The 16,241-nt window shown below is 63.1% G+C and carries 19 protein-coding genes and 5 tRNA genes; 6 read left to right on the top strand and 18 right to left on the bottom strand.

The genetic code is table 11. The annotated features are described in order from the left end of the window. The first annotated feature begins 194 nt into the window (after positions 1-194). Positions 195-2,597: a DNA polymerase II gene (locus tag I6L36_RS02550; RefSeq protein ID WP_111897001.1), complete on the top strand. Its 2,403-nt coding sequence runs from the start codon at positions 195-197 to the stop codon at positions 2,595-2,597. Between the two features lie 143 nt (positions 2,598-2,740). Here I6L36_RS02550 and I6L36_RS02545 read toward each other — a convergent pair. The 7 genes from I6L36_RS02545 to I6L36_RS02515 form a co-directional block, all read right to left on the bottom strand. Then, positions 2,741-2,817 (bottom strand) — tRNA-Val (locus I6L36_RS02545). A gap of 39 nt (positions 2,818-2,856) precedes the next feature. Continuing rightward, positions 2,857-2,933 (bottom strand) — tRNA-Val (locus I6L36_RS02540). Between the two features lie 121 nt (positions 2,934-3,054). Further along, positions 3,055-3,131: transfer RNA gene (locus I6L36_RS02535), tRNA-Val, on the bottom strand. Between the two features lie 17 nt (positions 3,132-3,148). Continuing rightward, a tRNA-Val gene (locus I6L36_RS02530) sits at positions 3,149-3,225 on the bottom strand. Positions 3,226-3,236: 11 nt separating this feature from the next. Then, a tRNA-Val gene (locus tag I6L36_RS02525) sits at positions 3,237-3,313 on the bottom strand. A gap of 194 nt (positions 3,314-3,507) precedes the next feature. Beyond that, on the bottom strand, positions 3,508-4,887 hold the full coding sequence (locus I6L36_RS02520) for an MATE family efflux transporter (RefSeq protein ID WP_109112952.1): 1,380 nt from the start codon (positions 4,885-4,887) through the stop codon (positions 3,508-3,510). A 151-nt stretch (positions 4,888-5,038) separates the two neighbouring features. Further along, the gene (locus tag I6L36_RS02515) at positions 5,039-5,245 is read right to left on the bottom strand and encodes a YaeP family protein (protein ID WP_010674629.1); all 207 of its coding nucleotides are present in this window, start codon (positions 5,243-5,245) and stop codon (positions 5,039-5,041) included. A gap of 133 nt (positions 5,246-5,378) precedes the next feature. Here I6L36_RS02515 and I6L36_RS02510 point away from each other — a divergent pair, with 133 nt between their 5' ends. Together I6L36_RS02510 and I6L36_RS02505 are read left to right on the top strand one after the other, a co-directional pair. Next, the gene (locus I6L36_RS02510; RefSeq protein ID WP_010674630.1) at positions 5,379-5,990 is read left to right on the top strand and encodes a riboflavin synthase; all 612 of its coding nucleotides are present in this window, start codon (positions 5,379-5,381) and stop codon (positions 5,988-5,990) included. A gap of 105 nt (positions 5,991-6,095) precedes the next feature. After that, positions 6,096-6,386 (top strand): YciI family protein, encoded by a 291-nt coding sequence (locus I6L36_RS02505; protein WP_029314482.1) that lies wholly within the window; start codon positions 6,096-6,098, stop codon positions 6,384-6,386. 78 nt (positions 6,387-6,464) lie between these two features. On the opposite strand, the gene I6L36_RS02500 is transcribed toward I6L36_RS02505, so the two are convergent. From I6L36_RS02500 to I6L36_RS02485, 4 genes are all read right to left on the bottom strand, one after another. After that, on the bottom strand, positions 6,465-6,668 hold the full coding sequence (locus I6L36_RS02500; protein WP_005336871.1) for a CPXCG motif-containing cysteine-rich protein: 204 nt from the start codon (positions 6,666-6,668) through the stop codon (positions 6,465-6,467). Positions 6,669-6,798: 130 nt separating this feature from the next. After that, a complete protein-coding gene (gene hxpB / locus I6L36_RS02495; RefSeq protein WP_109112951.1) occupies positions 6,799-7,458 on the bottom strand; it encodes a hexitol phosphatase HxpB in 660 nt (219 codons plus the stop codon). 128 nt (positions 7,459-7,586) lie between these two features. Next, on the bottom strand, positions 7,587-8,765 hold the full coding sequence (gene purT / locus I6L36_RS02490; RefSeq protein WP_109112950.1) for a formate-dependent phosphoribosylglycinamide formyltransferase: 1,179 nt from the start codon (positions 8,763-8,765) through the stop codon (positions 7,587-7,589). Between the two features lie 73 nt (positions 8,766-8,838). Then, positions 8,839-9,729 carry a DMT family transporter gene (locus I6L36_RS02485; RefSeq protein WP_041211382.1) on the bottom strand — a complete coding sequence of 297 codons (891 nt, stop codon included), beginning with the start codon at positions 9,727-9,729 and terminating at the stop codon, positions 8,839-8,841. A 226-nt stretch (positions 9,730-9,955) separates the two neighbouring features. Here I6L36_RS02485 and I6L36_RS02480 point away from each other — a divergent pair, with 226 nt between their 5' ends. Next, positions 9,956-10,543 carry an FMN-dependent NADH-azoreductase gene (locus tag I6L36_RS02480; RefSeq protein WP_010674635.1) on the top strand — a complete coding sequence of 196 codons (588 nt, stop codon included), beginning with the start codon at positions 9,956-9,958 and terminating at the stop codon, positions 10,541-10,543. Between the two features lie 91 nt (positions 10,544-10,634). Here the strand turns inward: I6L36_RS02480 and I6L36_RS02475 are convergent, their stop codons facing one another. The 4 genes from I6L36_RS02475 to I6L36_RS02460 form a co-directional block, all read right to left on the bottom strand. After that, positions 10,635-10,814 (bottom strand): hypothetical protein, encoded by a 180-nt coding sequence (locus tag I6L36_RS02475; protein WP_010674636.1) that lies wholly within the window; start codon positions 10,812-10,814, stop codon positions 10,635-10,637. Positions 10,815-10,975: 161 nt separating this feature from the next. Continuing rightward, positions 10,976-11,164, bottom strand: a complete 189-nt coding sequence (locus I6L36_RS02470) for a DUF4250 domain-containing protein (RefSeq protein WP_043155974.1) — start codon at positions 11,162-11,164, stop codon at positions 10,976-10,978. After that, positions 11,161-11,631, bottom strand: a complete 471-nt coding sequence (locus I6L36_RS02465; RefSeq protein WP_010674639.1) for a MarR family winged helix-turn-helix transcriptional regulator — start codon at positions 11,629-11,631, stop codon at positions 11,161-11,163. The genes I6L36_RS02470 and I6L36_RS02465 overlap by 4 nt, the downstream gene beginning before the upstream one ends. A gap of 150 nt (positions 11,632-11,781) precedes the next feature. After that, positions 11,782-13,014: a UPF0149 family protein gene (locus I6L36_RS02460; protein ID WP_109112976.1), complete on the bottom strand. Its 1,233-nt coding sequence runs from the start codon at positions 13,012-13,014 to the stop codon at positions 11,782-11,784. Positions 13,015-13,285: 271 nt separating this feature from the next. On the opposite strand from I6L36_RS02460, the gene I6L36_RS02455 reads away from it, so the two are divergent. Continuing rightward, positions 13,286-14,155 carry a S1 RNA-binding domain-containing protein gene (locus I6L36_RS02455; RefSeq protein ID WP_042014378.1) on the top strand — a complete coding sequence of 290 codons (870 nt, stop codon included), beginning with the start codon at positions 13,286-13,288 and terminating at the stop codon, positions 14,153-14,155. Between the two features lies 1 nt (position 14,156). Beyond that, positions 14,157-14,468 (top strand): DUF1289 domain-containing protein, encoded by a 312-nt coding sequence (locus tag I6L36_RS02450; protein ID WP_109112975.1) that lies wholly within the window; start codon positions 14,157-14,159, stop codon positions 14,466-14,468. 44 nt (positions 14,469-14,512) lie between these two features. Here I6L36_RS02450 and I6L36_RS02445 read toward each other — a convergent pair whose 3' ends face one another. The 3 genes from I6L36_RS02445 to I6L36_RS02435 form a co-directional block, all read right to left on the bottom strand. After that, positions 14,513-14,836: an HI1450 family dsDNA-mimic protein gene (locus tag I6L36_RS02445; protein ID WP_010674643.1), complete on the bottom strand. Its 324-nt coding sequence runs from the start codon at positions 14,834-14,836 to the stop codon at positions 14,513-14,515. A 284-nt stretch (positions 14,837-15,120) separates the two neighbouring features. Next, positions 15,121-15,828: a monofunctional biosynthetic peptidoglycan transglycosylase gene (gene mtgA / locus I6L36_RS02440; protein WP_109112978.1), complete on the bottom strand. Its 708-nt coding sequence runs from the start codon at positions 15,826-15,828 to the stop codon at positions 15,121-15,123. Positions 15,829-15,881: 53 nt separating this feature from the next. Beyond that, a complete protein-coding gene (locus I6L36_RS02435; RefSeq protein ID WP_162540643.1) occupies positions 15,882-16,208 on the bottom strand; it encodes an HI1450 family dsDNA-mimic protein in 327 nt (108 codons plus the stop codon). Positions 16,209-16,241 lie beyond the last annotated feature (33 nt).

Below are 16,241 nucleotides of genomic sequence, written 5' to 3'. Positions count from 1 at the left end.
AGCGTCTGCCGGAAGTTGGACATGCCGTCTCGCCCGGTGCCGGTGAGTGATGCCGAGGTTACTATGCCCCAATCCGGCGCCGGATGGCAAAGACGGGGCACAGCGCCTGCCCTGAGGGCCCAGCCCGGCAATTGCAGCCGGGTACTGTATGAACGTACAATAGTCCCATCCCACTCTTGAGCCCGACCACCTGCATGACCGACATCCAGCCCCTCCCTCCCGTGACCCCGCCGCTCGACGGCTTCATCCTGACCCGCCATGGTCGGGATGTGCAGGGGCGTACCGAGATCGTGATGTGGCTCTGGAGCGCACAGGGACCGGTACGGGTGGTGGTGCCGGGGCAGGAGCCGGTCTTCTTCCTCCCGGAACGCCACCTGGAGGAGGCGGCAGAGCTTTTCAAGGGGGCCGGGGTGAGGGGGCGTTTTCGCCGCCTCCCCATGCACACCTTCGAGGGGAGCCGGGTGGTGGGCTGCTACTTTGCCACCCTGAGCGCCTTCCACCGCGCCATCGAGCTGCTGCTCATCCGCGGATTGGAGCACTTCGAGGCGGATATCCGCCTGCCCGAGCGCTTTCTCATGGAGCGCTTCATCACCGCCGGGATGCGCTTTGACGGCAAGGCGAGGCGAAAGGGGGGCAGGCAGGGTTACTGGGAGGTAAACGAGGCGCGCTGTGCGCCGCAGGCGGTGACGCCGACCCTCTCCTGGGTCTCCCTGGACGTGGAGTGCGCCATGGATGGCACTCTCTTCTCGGTGGGGCTTCATAGCGAAGAGGACGCGCGGGTCATCATGATTGGTGCCCCGGAGCCGGACTCGCAGGACTGGGAGACCCCCGTCGAGTGGGTGGCGGACGAGCCAGCCCTGCTCGGTGCCCTGGAGGGCTGGTTCAGCCTGCACGATCCCGATCTCGTCATCGGCTGGAACGTGGTGAATTTCGACTTTCGCCTGCTGCTGCGCCGCGCCGAACTCCACAAGCGGCGGCTGCGGCTCGGGCGCGGGCGGGAGCTCTGCTTCTGGCGCTCGTCCCGAAACGACCCCCAGAGCGGCAACGTCATCATCCCGGGGCGCATGGTGCTGGACGGCATCGATACCCTCAAGAGCGCCACCTGGCAGTTCCCGAGCTACAGCCTGGATGCGGTGGCGAGCGAGCTGCTCGGGCGGGGCAAGGACATCGAGGACGTGGCCAACCGGGGGGAGAAGATCACCGAGCTGTTCCACTCCGACAAGGAGGCGCTGGCCCGCTACAACCTGGAAGATTGCAGGCTGGTGTGGGAGATCTTCGATTTCTGCCACCTCATCCCCTTCGCCATCGAGCGCGCCTCCCTCACCGGTCTTGAGCTCGACCGGGTGGGCGGGTCGGTGGCGGCGTTCACCAACCTCTATCTGCCACGGCTGCACCGCGGTGGCTATGTGGCGCCCAACCTGCCGGCAGACGGCGGGCTCGCAAGCCCCGGCGGCTATGTGATGGACTCCAAGCCGGGGCTCTATCGCCACGTGCTGGTGCTCGACTTCAAGAGCCTCTATCCCAGCATCATCCGCACCTTCTGCATCGACCCCATGGGGCTGGTGGAGGGGCTCAAACACCCGGATAACGCCATTCCAGGCTTTCGCGGCGCCCTGTTCTCCCGAACCCGCCACTTCCTGCCGGATCTCATCGCCACCCTCTGGGCGGCGCGGGATCGGGCCAAGGCCGCCAGTAACAAGGCCCTCTCCCAGGCCATCAAGATCATCATGAACTCCTTCTACGGGGTGTTGGGGTCGGGGGGTTGCCGCTTCTACGACCCGAGGCTCGCCTCCTCCATCACCTTGCGGGGCCACGGCATCATGCAGCAGACCCGGGAGTGGATAGAGGCAGAAGGGTTCGAGGTGATCTATGGGGATACCGACTCCACCTTCGTGCACCTGGGGAGCCATATCCGTCTCGAACAGGCGGACGAGATTGGCCAGCGACTGGCGAAGATGATCAACGACAACTGGGCCGCGCTGATCAGGCAGGAGTTCGACCTGCCGAGCCATCTGGAGATCCAGTACGAGACCCACTACCGCCGTTTCCTGATGCCCACCATTCGCGGGCTGGAGAAGGGGAGCAAGAAACGCTATGCGGGACTGGTGGGCGAAGGGGAAGGGGAGCACCTGGTGTTCAAGGGGCTGGAGACGGTGCGCACCGACTGGACCCCCCTTGCCAAGGCATTCCAGACCCGGCTCTACGAAATGGTGTTCCACGACCAGGATCCCAGCAGCTATGTGCGCACCATGGTGGACGAGACTCGGGCGGGCCGTCACGACGATCTGCTCATCTACCGCAAGCGGCTGCGCCAGAAACTCGAGGAGTATCAGAAGAACGTGCCGCCCCATGTGCGGGCGGCGCGCCTGGCGGATGAGGAGAATCTGCGCCGCGGCCTGCCCCAGCGCTATCAGCACAGGGGCACCATCGCCTACCTGATGACCCTGAACGGCCCCGAGCCTTTGGAGTACCGGCGCAGCGCCGTCGACTACGAGCACTACATCGACAAGCAGCTCAGGCCCATCGCCGACGCCATCCTTCCCTTTGTGGGGGAGTCGTTCGAGCGGATCTGCGGCCAGCAGCTCGATCTCTTCTGACAACGCGAGGTAAACGCGGCGGCCATGGCACGACAACGGCTGCCCGCGTGCCAGAGGAAACAGAGGGAGGCAGATGACGGGGGAGAGCGGGTGTCAGAGCCGACCAATGCAAAAAGCCCGCTATCAAGCGGGCTTTTCAAATCTGGTGCGTCCTAGTGGATTCGAACCACCGACCCCCACCATGTCAAGGTGATGCTCTAACCAGCTGAGCTAAGGACGCAGGGTGCGCAAGGCGACTTTGTGTGTCATTGCAGGGGAGTGGTGGGTTTAATTGGATTCGAACCAACGACCCCTACCATGTCAAGGTAGTGCTCTAACCAACTGAGCTATAAACCCACATCTGTGTTCAACCGGATTCGAACCAACGGCATTGCCTACGCCATGTCAAAGTACTGTTCTAACCGACTGAGCTATAAACCCACATCAAATTCATATCTGCAATTTATTCAAACTGTTATGGTGCGTCCTAGTGGATTCGAACCACCGACCCCCACCATGTCAAGGTGATGCTCTAACCAGCTGAGCTAAGGACGCATAACAGGGTTTCGTGATGGTGCGTCCTAGTGGATTCGAACCACCGACCCCCACCATGTCAAGGTGGTGCTCTAACCAGCTGAGCTAAGGACGCATCACGAAAAGTGGTGGGTTTAATTGGATTCGAACCAACGACCCCTACCATGTCAAGGTAGTGCTCTAACCAACTGAGCTATAAACCCACTTCATAAACCGGGGTGAAGACCCGTTTTATCCCGCCAGCACTGCTGGCGTGGTCGGCATACTACCCATGGCCCCCAAGGCTGTCAACAAGGGACATGCACAAAGGAGACTGTTTGCCCAGTTCTTGTGCAGCCTGTTGATTTTACAGGCGAGCCGCCCCAAAAGTGCGGCTCCCCGTGCCCCTGGCCGCGTCCTATTGCGCCCGGGAGAGAGCGGTGCAGGCCGCGGGGCTGGCGAAGCGGCCGTAGATGACGCGCAGCCGCGCGCCCAGCATCAGGGCGGCGGAGGTGAGACCGACGATGAAGCCTATCCAGAAGCCCTGCGGGCCCATGCGCGGTACCACCCAGTCGGTCAGCCCCAGGATCATGCCGGTGGGCAGACCCAGCCCCCAATAGGCGACGATGGTGACGTAGAAGATGGCCTGGGTATCCTTGTAACCGCGCAGGGCCGCCGCGGCCACCACCTGTACCGAATCGGAGATCTGGTAGATGGCGGCGAAGAAGAGCAGGGTGGCGGCAAGGCCGATCACCTGCAGGTCGTCGGTGTAGATCCCCGCGATGGGGTCGCGCAGCAGCACGGTGAGGGCGGCGGTCGCGGCGGCGACGCCCATGCCCAGTATCAGGCCGGTGCGGGCGGCGACCCTGGCCTGATCCGGTTGACCTTCCCCTATGTTGTGACCGACCCGGATGGTCACGCCGACACCGATGGAGAGGGGCAGCATGAAGACCAGGCTGGAGAAGTTGAGCGCAATCTGGTGACTCGCCACCGTCTCCGCGCCGAAGGGGGCCAGCATCAGGGCGACCACGGTAAACAGGGTCACCTCGCAGAAGATGGCCATGGCGATTGGGAACCCCAAGCGGAACAGGCGCCAGATCCGGCTGCCGTTGGGGCGTGCCAGCTGGGCGAACAGGTTGATGCGCTTGAAGTGGGCAGAGCACTTCACATAGACGATCATCGCCAGCAGCATGGCCCAGAGCACGATGGCAGTGGCCACGCCGCAGCCGACGCCGCCGAGTTTCGGCATGCCGAAGTGGCCGTGAATGAAGATGTAGTTGGCGGGGATGTTGACCGCGAGCCCCACGAAACCGATCACCATGGTCGGCATGGTGTGGGAGAGCCCCTCACTGAAGTTGCGCAGCACCTGGAACATCACGAAGGCGGGCAGGCCCCACAGGATGGCGTGCAGGTAGCCGGCAGTCTTGGCCGCCATGACGGGATCCACGTCCATGAATTGCAGTGCCAGGGGGCTGAAGTAGAGTGCCACCATGGCGATGGGCGTGACGATGAGGGCGAGCCAGAAGCCCTGGTGCACGGCGGGGCGCACCTCGTCCTGCTTGCGGGCGCCGTTGAGCTGGGAAACGATGGGGGTGAGGGCCATGATGATGCCCTGCACCAGCAAGATGATCGGCAGCCAGAAGCTGGACGCCACCGACACGGCGGCAAGATCCACGGCGCTCACCTGTCCCGCCATCACGGTATCGACGAAGTTCATGGCGATCTGGGCCACCTGGGCGACCAGAATGGGGCTGGCTAGACGAACGAGCTGCTTCGCCTCGGACCAATAACGTTGCACTGACACCTCCGAGTGGATCAGATAAAAGAGAAAGAGCGGGCAAGAGAGATGGGCTTTTGCCTCCTCGTCCTGAGGAGACAAAATGCGGGGGTGTCATTCTAGCCTGAAAAACCGCCAACGGGGAAGGTCGGCGGCAGATTTGTAGCCGGGATCAGGCGTCTTCGTGATCGCTGATCAGCAGGTTGGCCGCGGCATAGGCCGCCTGCTCGCGCAGATCCGCCGGTACCCGCTCGTCGGAGGCCACGGCGTTGAGCGCCCGTATGCTGGCGGCAATGGCCTGGGGCACATAACCCTGCTCACCGGAGCCAATCTGGTTGTAGGCGATGCGAATGGCTTCACAGCATTGATATACCTGCATTTTTGTTTCCTCGTTCAGTCTGGATTGATTGGGGTCACTATAGCGATCGCGCCTCTCCTTGTCAGCCGGCACCCTTGTCTTGCAAGGTGGCCGGGGGTAACCTGCCGACAATTTTCACAGCCTGGAGAGACTCATGTTCACCGGCATCGTACAAGGGACCGCCGAACTGGTGGCCATCGATTCACTGCCCAATTTTCGCACCCACGTGATCCGCATGCCGAGCCCGGCCTGGGGCGAGGGGCTGGCCCTGGGGGCCTCGGTGGCCCACAACGGCTGCTGCCTGACCGTCACCCGGGTGGAGGGGGATCTGGTCAGCTTCGATCTGATGCAGGAGACTCTGCGCCTCACCAACCTTGGGCAACTGGTGGTGGGTGACAAGGTCAACGTGGAGCGGGCCGCCCGCTTTGGGGACGAGATTGGCGGCCATGCCATGTCCGGCCACATCATGGGGACGGCCGAGGTGACCTCGGTCATCGACACCCCCAACAACCGCCAGGTGTGGTATCGCCTCGATCCTGCGCTCATGAAGTACGTGCTGACCAAGGGCTACATCGGCATCGACGGCATCAGCCTCACCGTGGGCGAGGTGCGCGCCAGGGAGTTCTGCGTCAACCTTATCCCCGAGACCCTGGCCCGCACCAACCTGGGCTGGGTCAAGGCCGGCTGGCAGACCAACATCGAGATTGACCCCCAGACCCAGGCCATCGTCGACACGGTGGAGCGGGTGCTGGCGGCGCGCCAGTGACCACCTGAGCGCTGCCCCCAGGGTACGAAGAGGAGGAGGGCGGCATCACGGGAAAGGCGCCCTCCTGTGGAAGAGGCGCCGCTCCAGGGCCTTGGGGACTTCTCTATGTTTGTCGTGACATTGACTTATGTGAAACCGCTGGCGGAGATCGATGCCCTGATCCCGGCCCACATTGCGTGGCTGGAGCGGCAGTATGCCGCAGGCCATTTTCTGGCGTCCGGGCGTCGGGTACCCCGAGTCGGGGGGGTCATACTGGCGCAGGGAGTGAGCCGAGACGCCCTGGAGGCGATGCTGGCAGAGGATCCCTTCAAGCAGGCAGAGGCGGCCGATTATCAGGTGGTGGAGTTTGTTCCGACCATGACGTCGGCGAAGGCGGCGTGCTTGAGGGAGGCGTGATCCAGCCTGACGATGGCACCAGAACAAACGGGACCCACAGGGTCCCGTTTGTTTTTATCTGTGTCTGGACAGGGGAATTCAGAACAGCTGCTCGTCGTCGGCATCCACGAAGAGTTGCAGGCAGTCGCGGGCTTCATCCCGGTGCAGCCGCAGGTGGATGGGGTTGCAGCAGGCCATGCAATCTTCGTAGAACTCCTGATCCCCCTGGCTGGCATCCAGCTCGACCCGGGTGTGGTGGCCGCAGTGGGGGCAGACGATACGCTTGCTGGTGTATTCGATCATGGTGACCTCCTCGGGCCCGTGGGCCGTCTCTGTGCTCCTGCTGATTCTAGTCGCCACAGGGCGGCGCAACCGCGAGCAAGCGCACGTTTATGAGCGGGCTCAAGGGAGGCAGGAGGTCAGTCCGTGTTGCCTACTTGACCCAGCCGGCCAGCATCTCTGCGTTCAGCTCGGCAAGAGAGCGCAGCTCGTGGTTGGCGATGACCAGACGGGGATCGCCGACCAGCGCCGGGTCCGGCACGATCAGCGCCGTCATGGAGGCTGCCTTGGCTGCCAGCAGGCCGGTGAAGCTGTCCTCGATGGCGAGACAGTGCACAGGCTCGACGCCGAGCTTCTCGGCGGCGTGGATATAGACATCCGGGTGGGGTTTGCCAAAGCGCTCCACCTCGGCGGAGTGGACCGCAATGAAACGGTCCTGGATGCCGAGTTTGCCGAGCACCGCCTCGACCATGGCAAACGGTGAGGAGGTGGCGAGCCCGATCTTGAGCCCTTGGGCCTCGATGAGGTCGAGCGCTTCCAGCACCCCGGCCTTGGGCTGTCCCTCTTGCAGGATGAGCGCGATCACCTGATCCAGGATGCGCTGTACTACCTCTTCCTGGCTGGGGCTGCTCCAGGGGCGGATCCGGTACCAGTGGGCCACCAGCTGATCGATGCGCACCCCTATGGTGGAGTTGCAGTCCTCCTCGGTGTGGAAGTGGCCCAGTTCGGCGAAGACGGCCATCTGTGCCCGTTGCCAGAAGGGTTCCGAGTCGATCAGAACACCATCCATATCGAAGATCACGGCAGTTAACATCTTGTACTCCTGACATAGGTGAAGGGGGGATTATAAGCCCGGTGCTTCAATGGGAAAGGGGCAGTCACCTGCCCCTTGCGCCGGATCACGCAGATAAACGTTTGTTTTTGCGTGGTAAAGCGGATTGCCTAGAACAGTACTTCTACCCGGGCTGCCACCGTCTTGGCCTGCTCCACGGCTTCCTGGCAATCCTGCCCACGGGCGAGCGCCACCCCGAGGCGACGACGACCGGCGATCTCCGGCTTGCCAAAGAGACGCAACTGGGCACCCGGCACCAGGGCCAGTGCCTCGCCAATCCCCTGATAGCGGATATCCTGGCTGTGGCCTTCCCGCAGCACCACGGCAGAGGCGCTCGGGCCGTACTGGGTGATGGTGCCGACGGGCAGCCCCAGGATGGCGCGCACGTGCAGGGCGAACTCGGAGAGATCCTGGGAGATCAGGGTCACCATGCCGGTGTCGTGGGGGCGGGGGGAGACTTCGCTGAACCACACCTCGTCACCCCTGATGAAGAGCTCGACCCCGAACAGACCGTAGCCGCCAAGGGCTTCAACCACCTTGGCCGCCACCTCCTTGGAGCGGGCCAGGGCCAGCTCGCTCATGGCCTGGGGCTGCCAGGATTCGCGGTAGTCGCCATCCTCCTGACGATGGCCGATAGGCTCGCAGAAGTGGATGCCATCGACGGCGCGCACCGTGAGCAGGGTGATCTCGTACTCGAAAGGAACGAAGCCTTCGACAATCACCTTGCCACGACCGGCACGGCCCCCCTCCTGGGCATAGGTCCAGCTTTCATCCAGCCTGGCGAGATCGCGCAGCAGGCTCTGCCCCTTGCCGGAGGAGCTCATCACCGGTTTGACCACGCAGGGGAGGCCGATGGCCTCGACGGCGGCCACAAACTCCTCCTTGCTCTGGGCAAAGCGGTAGGCAGAGGTGGGCAGCCCCAGGGTTTCGGCGGCGAGGCGACGGATCCCCTCCCGGTTCATGGTGAGCTGGGTGGCGCGGGCATTGGGCACCACCTTGACCCCTTCCTGCTCGAGGGCGGCCAGGGTGTCGGTGGCGATGGCTTCAATCTCGGGGATGATGAGGTCGGGCTTGACCTCGGCCACCAGGGCGCGCAGGGCGGTGCCATCCAGCATGTCCAGCACGCGGGCCTGGTGGGCCACCTGCATGGCGGGGGCGTTGGCATAGCGGTCGGCGGCGATCACCTCGATACCGAGCCGCTGCAGCTCGATGGCGACCTCCTTGCCGAGTTCGCCTGATCCCAGCAGCAGGGCGCGGGTCGCAGTGGGGCGGGTGGCGGTTCCAAACATCTGATCTCTCCTGAGGTCGGTGGTCAGCAGGGCTGATCCGGGTGAGCAAAAAAAGAGGCACGCATGGCGTACCTCAGGAAGTGGGTGGGTGGGCGCGCTGCTCCAGATGGGTGAGCAGGGTGATGGCGCCGATGATGATGGCCGCCCCCAGCCACAAGCGACCGGGGGGCGCCCAGCCAAATACCAGCCAGCCGGCCAGCACGTTCATGGGCAGCTTGGCAAAATCAAAAGGTTGCACGAAGGAGGCCTCCGCCACGCTGTAGGCGCGGGCGATGGACATCTGGGCCAGTGCCGACAGTACGCCAGAGGCGGCCACCAGCAGCCACTGGGTTTCGCTTGGCCACTGCCATTCAGGGATCGCCAGCATGGCGTTGAACGGGGTGCTGAAGACGAGCAGGTAGACGACGATGGTGTGGGACGACTCGCTGGCCGCCTGATAGCGCACCAGCAAGGAGTAGCCTGCCCAGAAGAGGGCGGCCGCCACCGGCAGCAGGGAGGCCAGGGTGAAGTCGTCGGTCCAGGGAGCCAGGATCAGCATGGCGCCCACAAACCCCGCCAGGGTCGCGAGAATGCGGGCCCGGCTCACCTGCTCTTTGAGAAAGAGGGCTGATCCCAGGGTGGCAAACAGGGGGGAGGTCATCAAGAGCGCGATCCCCTGCCAGATGGGGACGGGGACCGCCAGGGCCCAGAGCCAGAACTGGATGCCGGTCACCGCCAGGGCGACCCGCAGCAGGTGCAGGCGCAGCTGGTTCGTCATCAGGGACTGGCGCAGACCGTGGCGCACCAGCCAGGGCAGCAGGCAGACCAGGGCTATCAGATATTGGTGAAAGGCGACCTGGGTCGAGGGGAGGCCGAGCGTGAAGCTGACATACTGGCTCAGGCTGTTGACGGCGGCGAAGCAGAGGCCTGCCACCATCATCCAGACGGCGCCGGCAAAGGGGGAGTGCCTGCGGGAGGAGGTCATGAGATCCGGATCACGTACAAAAAGTGCGGCGGATCATAACGGCAATCGTTTGTCATGCCAAGGGTGTGGAGTTTGATGAGCCCCTCTCTGCCGAGGAAATGCACAGACATCAAATTTTTTGAATGACTTGAGCATCTATTTTCGCTATCAGGCTTTAATGCCAGTCTTTATAGTGACCTCCATCGACAGCCTGGCTGTTCAATTGACAATCAAATGGAGTTTCACCATGGCCAATATCCTCGTTCTGAAGTCCAGCATCCTGGGCCAGTATTCCCAATCCAACGCCCTGATCGACGGCTACCTGGCCGAGCGCCAGGGTGACACCATCCAGGTACGCGATCTGGCGACCCTGAACCTGCCGGTGCTGGACGGCGAGCTGGCCATGGGCCTGCGTGGTGGCGAGAACCTGAACGAGCGTCAGCAAGCGGTGCTGGCCCAGTCCGACGAGCTGGTCGCCGAGCTCAAGGCGAGCGATCTGGTGATCATCGCGGCCCCCATGTACAACTTCAACATCCCGACCCAGCTGAAAAACTGGATCGATCTGGTGGCCCGTGCCGGCGTGACCTTCCGTTACACCGAGACCGGTCCGGTCGGCCTGGTGGAGAACACCCGCGCCCTGGTGGTCAGCCCCCGTGGCGGCATGCACGTGGGCAATGCCACCGACCTGGTGACCCCCTACATGCGTACCGTGCTGGGCTTCATCGGCATCACCGAAGTGGACTTCATCTATGCCGAAGGCATGGGCATGGGTCCGGAGGCGCAAGCCAAAGGGATTGAGCAGGCCAAGGAGCAGCTGGAAACCCTGGCTTACTGATGCGACTCGGGGCCTCCCCAGTATCCTGAAACAACAACGCAGCCCTCGGGCTGCGTTGTTGTTTTTGGGCAGTCATCGCGCTCTGGCGTCGTTATTCGCGCAGGAAGTGGCGGCAGCCGCTGCCGACCATCAGAAAGACCGCCACGAGGGAGGCCAGCAGCAGGGTGGTGAGCCACTGCTCGGCGCTGTTGGGGACCTGGGGGAGGAAGAGGCTGATCACCAGTAATGTGCAGAGGGTGATCAGGCTGGTTGGTCGAATGAGGCGCATCATGGGTCATCCTTGGCTGCGGGTGGTGAACAAGAGGCTAACCGCGGTCTGTGACAACAAGATGTATCCATACCTCTTGCGAACATCAACGGACCGGGTAGCCACCACCTTAGCAGCTTTTGCCGACGGAGCCAGCGGCATGGGTCGGGTTGTGATCCGGATCCCTATCTGAACTGCTTCTGATCTTCCTGATAGTGGAAATCGCCACTGGCCAGCCTGGCGACCAGGGCCTCCTTGTCGAGATCCTGCGCCCGGCAAAGATCATCGAGATCCTCGTAGTGATCACGCAGCTGCATGTTGACCAGGCTCAGCAGCATGTTGACATCCATGGTGGCAAAGTTGTTCAGCTTCATGAGGGTTGCTCGTTGTCCAGCAGGTGAAGTTGTTCGATGGCATCGCTGACGCTCTGCAGGTGCAGGCGAATGCTCTGACGCGCCTCGGCCGGCAGATAGTCGGTGAGGGTGTGCTGCCAGCTTCCCGCCTCCGTCTTGAGCTGCTGGAACAGGGTGAGCCCCGCCGGGGTGAAGGAGACCAGGCTGATGCGCTTGTCCTGCACGCTGTTCTCGGTGAACAGGATGCCTTTCTCCACCAGACGATGGATCTCGCGGGAGATCCGTACCTTGTCCATGCCGCTCGCCTCCACCAGTTCCTTCTGGCTGATGGGGTAGTGGGGGCCGAGCACCATCATCAGGCGCCACTGGGGCACGGTGAGTTGGTACCGCTGCTGATAAAACTGTTCAAAGGTATCGCGCACCATCTCAGCGGCGTGAACCAGCTGATAAGGAGGGTAGTGCGCGAGCAGCTCAATGATCTTCGACATATGACATCCTGCTGTGGCGGCTGCATCGGGTGCAGTTTCTCTTGATACTTTGGCCTTGATGATACGTAACACAGGGGCATTTGTCTGACCAGTCACCAGAAAAATGTGCGTTTGCGCACGTGTTCTGTCATCGAATCGGCAATTGGGGTCTCAACTGGCCTGCTTGCCCGCACTCTTTCGCAGCCATATCAAGGCGTTGTGGGTCAGCCAGGCCTCGCGACTCTGCAAGGCGTAGAGCGCCGCCTCGTCACGGCTGCCTCCCTGCCAGCGGCGAGGCTCCTGCTTGGGCAAGCGGCGCTGGCCCAGCAAAGTGGCGGGCACATGGGGATTGACCTCCATTGCCGCCGCCAGATGAGGGCGCGCCGCCGCTTCCCCTTCGCAGACAAAGCTCATCAAGGCCTTGTTGTAGAGCAGCCAGCAGGAGGCTTCATCAAAGCGCACCAGCAGTTGTTGCAGGGCATCCCATTCCCCTTGCCAGGCATAGAGGGTGGAGAGGGGGTGGCGGCAAGCGGGCTCGTCGGCGCGACAGAGGGCGAGCAGGGCCAGGTACTCATCCCGTGCCTGCCCAAGCTGCCCAAGTCGCAGCAGGCAATCGGCTCGACCGGCCCTGGCCGCGATCAGAGGGCGTGCCTCGGGGACCTGCCAGCCATGGCCCGCGTGGGCTTGCCAGAATGCCTCATCGAACAGGAGGTTGGCATCGGCAATGATGCGCTCGAACCAGCCAAGGCGAGGGAGGGGATCGCGGCTCTCTGCCGCCAGCTCGAACCACTGCTGCCACTGGCGAGTCTGCTCGTTGTCCAGGGACGGGCTCTCTTCAGGCTCGGCCTCGTAGTGATCCTGGCCGAGCAGGAGGTTGAGGGCCGTCTTCATCTGCTGGCGTTGACGCTTGCAAAAATCGAGGAAGGGGAGCTCGCTGGCCGCAGCCTGGTGCAGCATCATGGCCATGGGCTTGTCGCGAAACAGGCAGAGCTCGGCCACCAGGCTGAAGCGATGGCGGGTCGCCGGATCGTTCAGGTCGGTCGGCGCCGGCCAGCAGGCTACCCCCTGACTGAAGCCATAGCTCCATTGGCCCAGAGGATGGCGCTTGTCAAACACCTGCTCCGGGTTGTCGGTAGAGAGGCGACACTGGCTCGGCAGGGCTAGCTGCGCGTCGTCGGCCTGGGCTTCCAGCTCGGCGATAAGGTGATGCAGCGCCTCGGCACTCTTCTCGTCCAGCGCTGCATCATGAGGCAGCAGGCCGGCCAGCGGATCTTGCCAGTCGGGGGCTACGGGCCCCGTCAGACGGGCGCACAGGAAGCCGTGCAGGGCGGGGTAACTCATCTCCTGCTGGCTGTGGGTCTGGATCCATTGATTGAGATGACGGGTACGAGTGGCTGGGTTCATCGACGCTTCCTCTGGATTTGACGGCCGCGAAGTCTACCTAAAAGTGGGGTTATTTGCAGCAAAGGGGGAACTGAATGCTGCTAATATCGTCAATCTGGCCGCCCGGGAGCGGGAAAAGAGGTCAGACACAGGGGGGAGGGGCTAGGTCCTGCTGCCGCTCTGGGGTAACATGCGCGCCTGCATGACATAAATCGGCCCCGTCCTCTCTCATCCGACGGAGGCGATGCACCTCTATATGACGGGTCTTCCATGAGATGGGCCCATCCGGATATTGAAAGAAGAGATCACCATGTTACAGATTGGCAAGATGAACACCCTGACCGTCGTCGAGATCGAGGAGCGCGGCGCCTGGCTGGCGGCGGGGGAATACGGCGAGCTGCTGCTGCCCAGGCGCCAGTTGCCGGAAGGCGTCGCCGAGGAGAGCGAGGTGTCCGTCTTCCTCTATCTGGATGCGGATTGCGAGCCGGTGATCACCACTGACAAGCCCTTCGCCATGGTGGGGGACATCGTCGGTCTCAAGGTGGTCAACGCCAACAAGATTGGTGCCTTCCTCGACTGGGGCATGAAAAAGGATCTCTTCGTACCAAGCCGCGAGCAGAACAAGCCGATGCAGGTGGGCCATGTCTATCTGGTGCATCTGATGCTGGACAACGAAGGGCGCATGGTCGGCACCAGCCGTCTGGAGCGCTTCCTGCGCATCGACCCTCCTTTCAAGAGCGGTGACGAGGTGACGGTGCTGCCGGGGGAACACACCCCCCTTGGCATCAAGGCCGTGGTCAATGGCCAGTACGCCGGCATGCTGTTCAAGAACGAGGTGTTCGGCCGCGTGATGACGGGCCGACCGCTGACCGCCTGGGTCAAGCAGGTGCGCGAAGATGGCAAGCTGGACCTGACCCTGCAAAAGCCGGGACTGGCCCGGATGGATGACGCCGGTGCGCGCATCCTGCTGCGCCTGCAAAAGCAGGGGGGCAGCCTTGCGGTGGGAGACAAAAGCGATCCTGACGTCATCTACAAGATGTTCAGCATGAGCAAGGGCACCTTCAAGAAAGCGATCGGCGGCCTCTACAAGCAGGGCAAGATCGTCATCGAGGAGCACAGCATCCGCCTCGTGGGCTCCGACACGCCGGCAGGGGACGAATAAGTTGCCGAGTCCCTGCATCGGTGACTGCCGGGCCAAAGAGGGGCTCTGCCTCGGTTGTGGCCGCACCCTGACCGAGATAGGCCAGTGGTCCACCATGGACAGCGAGGCCCAGCTGGCCCGCATGGCCGAGCTCGATGGCTCGAAGAGCACTCATGCCTGCCCGGGCTGCGGCGAGCCGGCGTTCTGCGCCGTGTCGGCGGGGGAACCCATCGAGCGCTGCTGGTGCAACCAGCTTCCCACGTTGCCCATGAGCGATGCCAGCGCCTGCTGGTGTCGCCGCTGTCTGGCCAAGGCCATCGCAGCACGCCCCTGACTCGGGCAGCGCAAAAAACGAAAAGGCGCCTGGGGCGCCTTTTCTTATGCCTGTTGCTGGCGGTGCCAGCGGATATGCACGTCGTGCTCGCTCTGATCCCGGGGGAGCAGGAAGGTGGCGTAGATCACCTCGAACTCGTCCTGGTGATCCAGCAAGCCGACCCAGACCTCGGCCCAACGCGCCATGTCCACCGGCTCGCCGAGCTCGGTCGACCAGTCGGCATTGGGCAGGGTTGCCTCCACCGCGCCACGTTGCTCGAACTCGAGGGTGATGTCGACGATTTGTTCGGGGGCCAGCATGTCGGCGGCCTGCTCCAGAAACTGATCATAGGCCCACTCGACCAGCTGATCCGGGCTACGTTGTTCCATGAAATCACTCCAGATACGTCCAGGTTCGCCACTTTAACAAGTATTGGGATGGGCAGCCAGCCCGGGGGCGGTGACGCCGTGCTGTCAAATGGCGGGATCAGGGGATAAGGTTAACAGAGCCGCCAGCAGGGGCGGCGTGACGGGGCGGCCTGGCAAGATGAAGCGACGACAGTACAGAAGGCAGATCAAGCGGCGGCGCGAAACCTGGTGGTGGCACTATCTGCCCCTTCATCGGGAAACCGTCGGCGGCCATCTGGGGCCCGCCTCTGATCCGCAGGATGGCGCTACTCTGTGCCGTGGACCCGGTTCAGGGTGACTTGCCCGAGTTGACCCATCTGACGACGGATCCAGGCCGAGCGCTGCTGCACATAGGGTGAGGGGGGCTTGACCCGATAACGCCAGGGATTGGGCAGGGCGGCGGCGAGCAGGGAGGCCTCGTAGCGGGTGAGGCGTATCGCCGGTTTGCCGAAGTAGTGCCTGGCGGCCGCCTCGGCGCCATAGATGCCGGGTCCGAACTCCACGATGTTGAGATACACCTCGAGAATGCGGGACTTGTCCCAGCCCAGCTCCATCAGCAGGGTGAACCAGGCCTCTATCCCCTTGCGCAGGAAGCTGCGATCGCTCCACATGAAGAGGTTCTTGGCGGTCTGCTGGCTGAGGGTGCTGGCACCGCGCACCCGCCCGCTTTGCTGGTTGTGCCTGAGGGCCGAGCTGATGGCGTCCATGTCAAAGCCGTGATGTTCGGCAAAGCGCTGATCCTCGGCGGCGATCACCGCCAGTTGCAGCTCCCGGGAAATCTGCTCAAGCGGCACCCAGTCGTGCTTCACCTCGGCCACCTTGGCAGGGGGAAACAGGGCGCGTTCGAGGCGCCAGGTCCACATGGGAGGGTCGATGAAGCGCAGCAGCGCGACCGAGACGATGGTGCTCGCAAAGGCGGCCAGCAGAAGCTTGCTGAGCCAGCCCAGCAGTCGCCGTCTGCGCGAAGGCCTCACGGGCTCGGGCCCGCCGTCCCAGTCATAGTGGCCAGGATCATCGGGATCCGGAATTATTGGGGCAGCCATTCGATGTGGCAGAACTTCTCGTCGACGCGGCGGGAGAGCAGCATGCGGGCAAACAGGTGCTCGTACTCTTCTTGTTCGTTGCAAAGACCGACCCAGATCTCGGCATAGTCGGCGTCGCTCACCTCAAACCCCACGTCGGCCGCCCAGTCGTCGGCGGGATCGGTCTCCGCCAGCAGGCCGCGGTCGTTGAACTCCTGATTGAAGCGGACGATCTCCTGCTCGGGCAGGTTGTCGGAGGCCAGCTCCATGAAGAGTTCGAGGGCGGTGTCGAGCAGTTCCTCGACGCTGTGCATTTCGTCATTCAAAGACATAAAAGCCGTGTTCCAGATAAGGGGGAGGGAAAG

It is taken from the genome of Aeromonas sp. FDAARGOS 1406, assembly GCF_019048565.1.
GTDB lineage: Bacteria > Pseudomonadota > Gammaproteobacteria > Enterobacterales > Aeromonadaceae > Aeromonas > Aeromonas caviae.
The sequence above is the reverse complement of the archived record's forward strand: the minus strand, read 5'-3'. Positions and strand labels throughout refer to the sequence as shown.

Coding starts and splice junctions, on each gene's coding strand:
- I6L36_RS02465 (WP_010674639.1), bottom strand. CDS start 11,631: ATGTCGAAGATCATTGAGCTGCTCGCGCACTACCCTCCTTATCAGCTG.
- I6L36_RS02435 (WP_162540643.1), bottom strand. CDS start 16,208: ATGTCTTTGAATGACGAAATGCACAGCGTCGAGGAACTGCTCGACACC.
- I6L36_RS02470 (WP_043155974.1), bottom strand. CDS start 11,164: ATGAAGCTGAACAACTTTGCCACCATGGATGTCAACATGCTGCTGAGC.
- hxpB (WP_109112951.1), bottom strand. CDS start 7,458: ATGTTAACTGCCGTGATCTTCGATATGGATGGTGTTCTGATCGACTCG.
- I6L36_RS02445 (WP_010674643.1), bottom strand. CDS start 14,836: ATGGAACAACGTAGCCCGGATCAGCTGGTCGAGTGGGCCTATGATCAG.
- I6L36_RS02500 (WP_005336871.1), bottom strand. CDS start 6,668: ATGATCGAATACACCAGCAAGCGTATCGTCTGCCCCCACTGCGGCCAC.
- I6L36_RS02505 (WP_029314482.1), top strand. CDS start 6,096: ATGTTTGTCGTGACATTGACTTATGTGAAACCGCTGGCGGAGATCGAT.
- purT (WP_109112950.1), bottom strand. CDS start 8,765: ATGTTTGGAACCGCCACCCGCCCCACTGCGACCCGCGCCCTGCTGCTG.
- I6L36_RS02550 (WP_111897001.1), top strand. CDS start 195: ATGACCGACATCCAGCCCCTCCCTCCCGTGACCCCGCCGCTCGACGGC.
- I6L36_RS02460 (WP_109112976.1), bottom strand. CDS start 13,014: ATGAACCCAGCCACTCGTACCCGTCATCTCAATCAATGGATCCAGACC.
- I6L36_RS02475 (WP_010674636.1), bottom strand. CDS start 10,814: ATGATGCGCCTCATTCGACCAACCAGCCTGATCACCCTCTGCACATTA.
- I6L36_RS02480 (WP_010674635.1), top strand. CDS start 9,956: ATGGCCAATATCCTCGTTCTGAAGTCCAGCATCCTGGGCCAGTATTCC.
- I6L36_RS02510 (WP_010674630.1), top strand. CDS start 5,379: ATGTTCACCGGCATCGTACAAGGGACCGCCGAACTGGTGGCCATCGAT.
- I6L36_RS02515 (WP_010674629.1), bottom strand. CDS start 5,245: ATGCAGGTATATCAATGCTGTGAAGCCATTCGCATCGCCTACAACCAG.
- I6L36_RS02485 (WP_041211382.1), bottom strand. CDS start 9,729: ATGACCTCCTCCCGCAGGCACTCCCCCTTTGCCGGCGCCGTCTGGATG.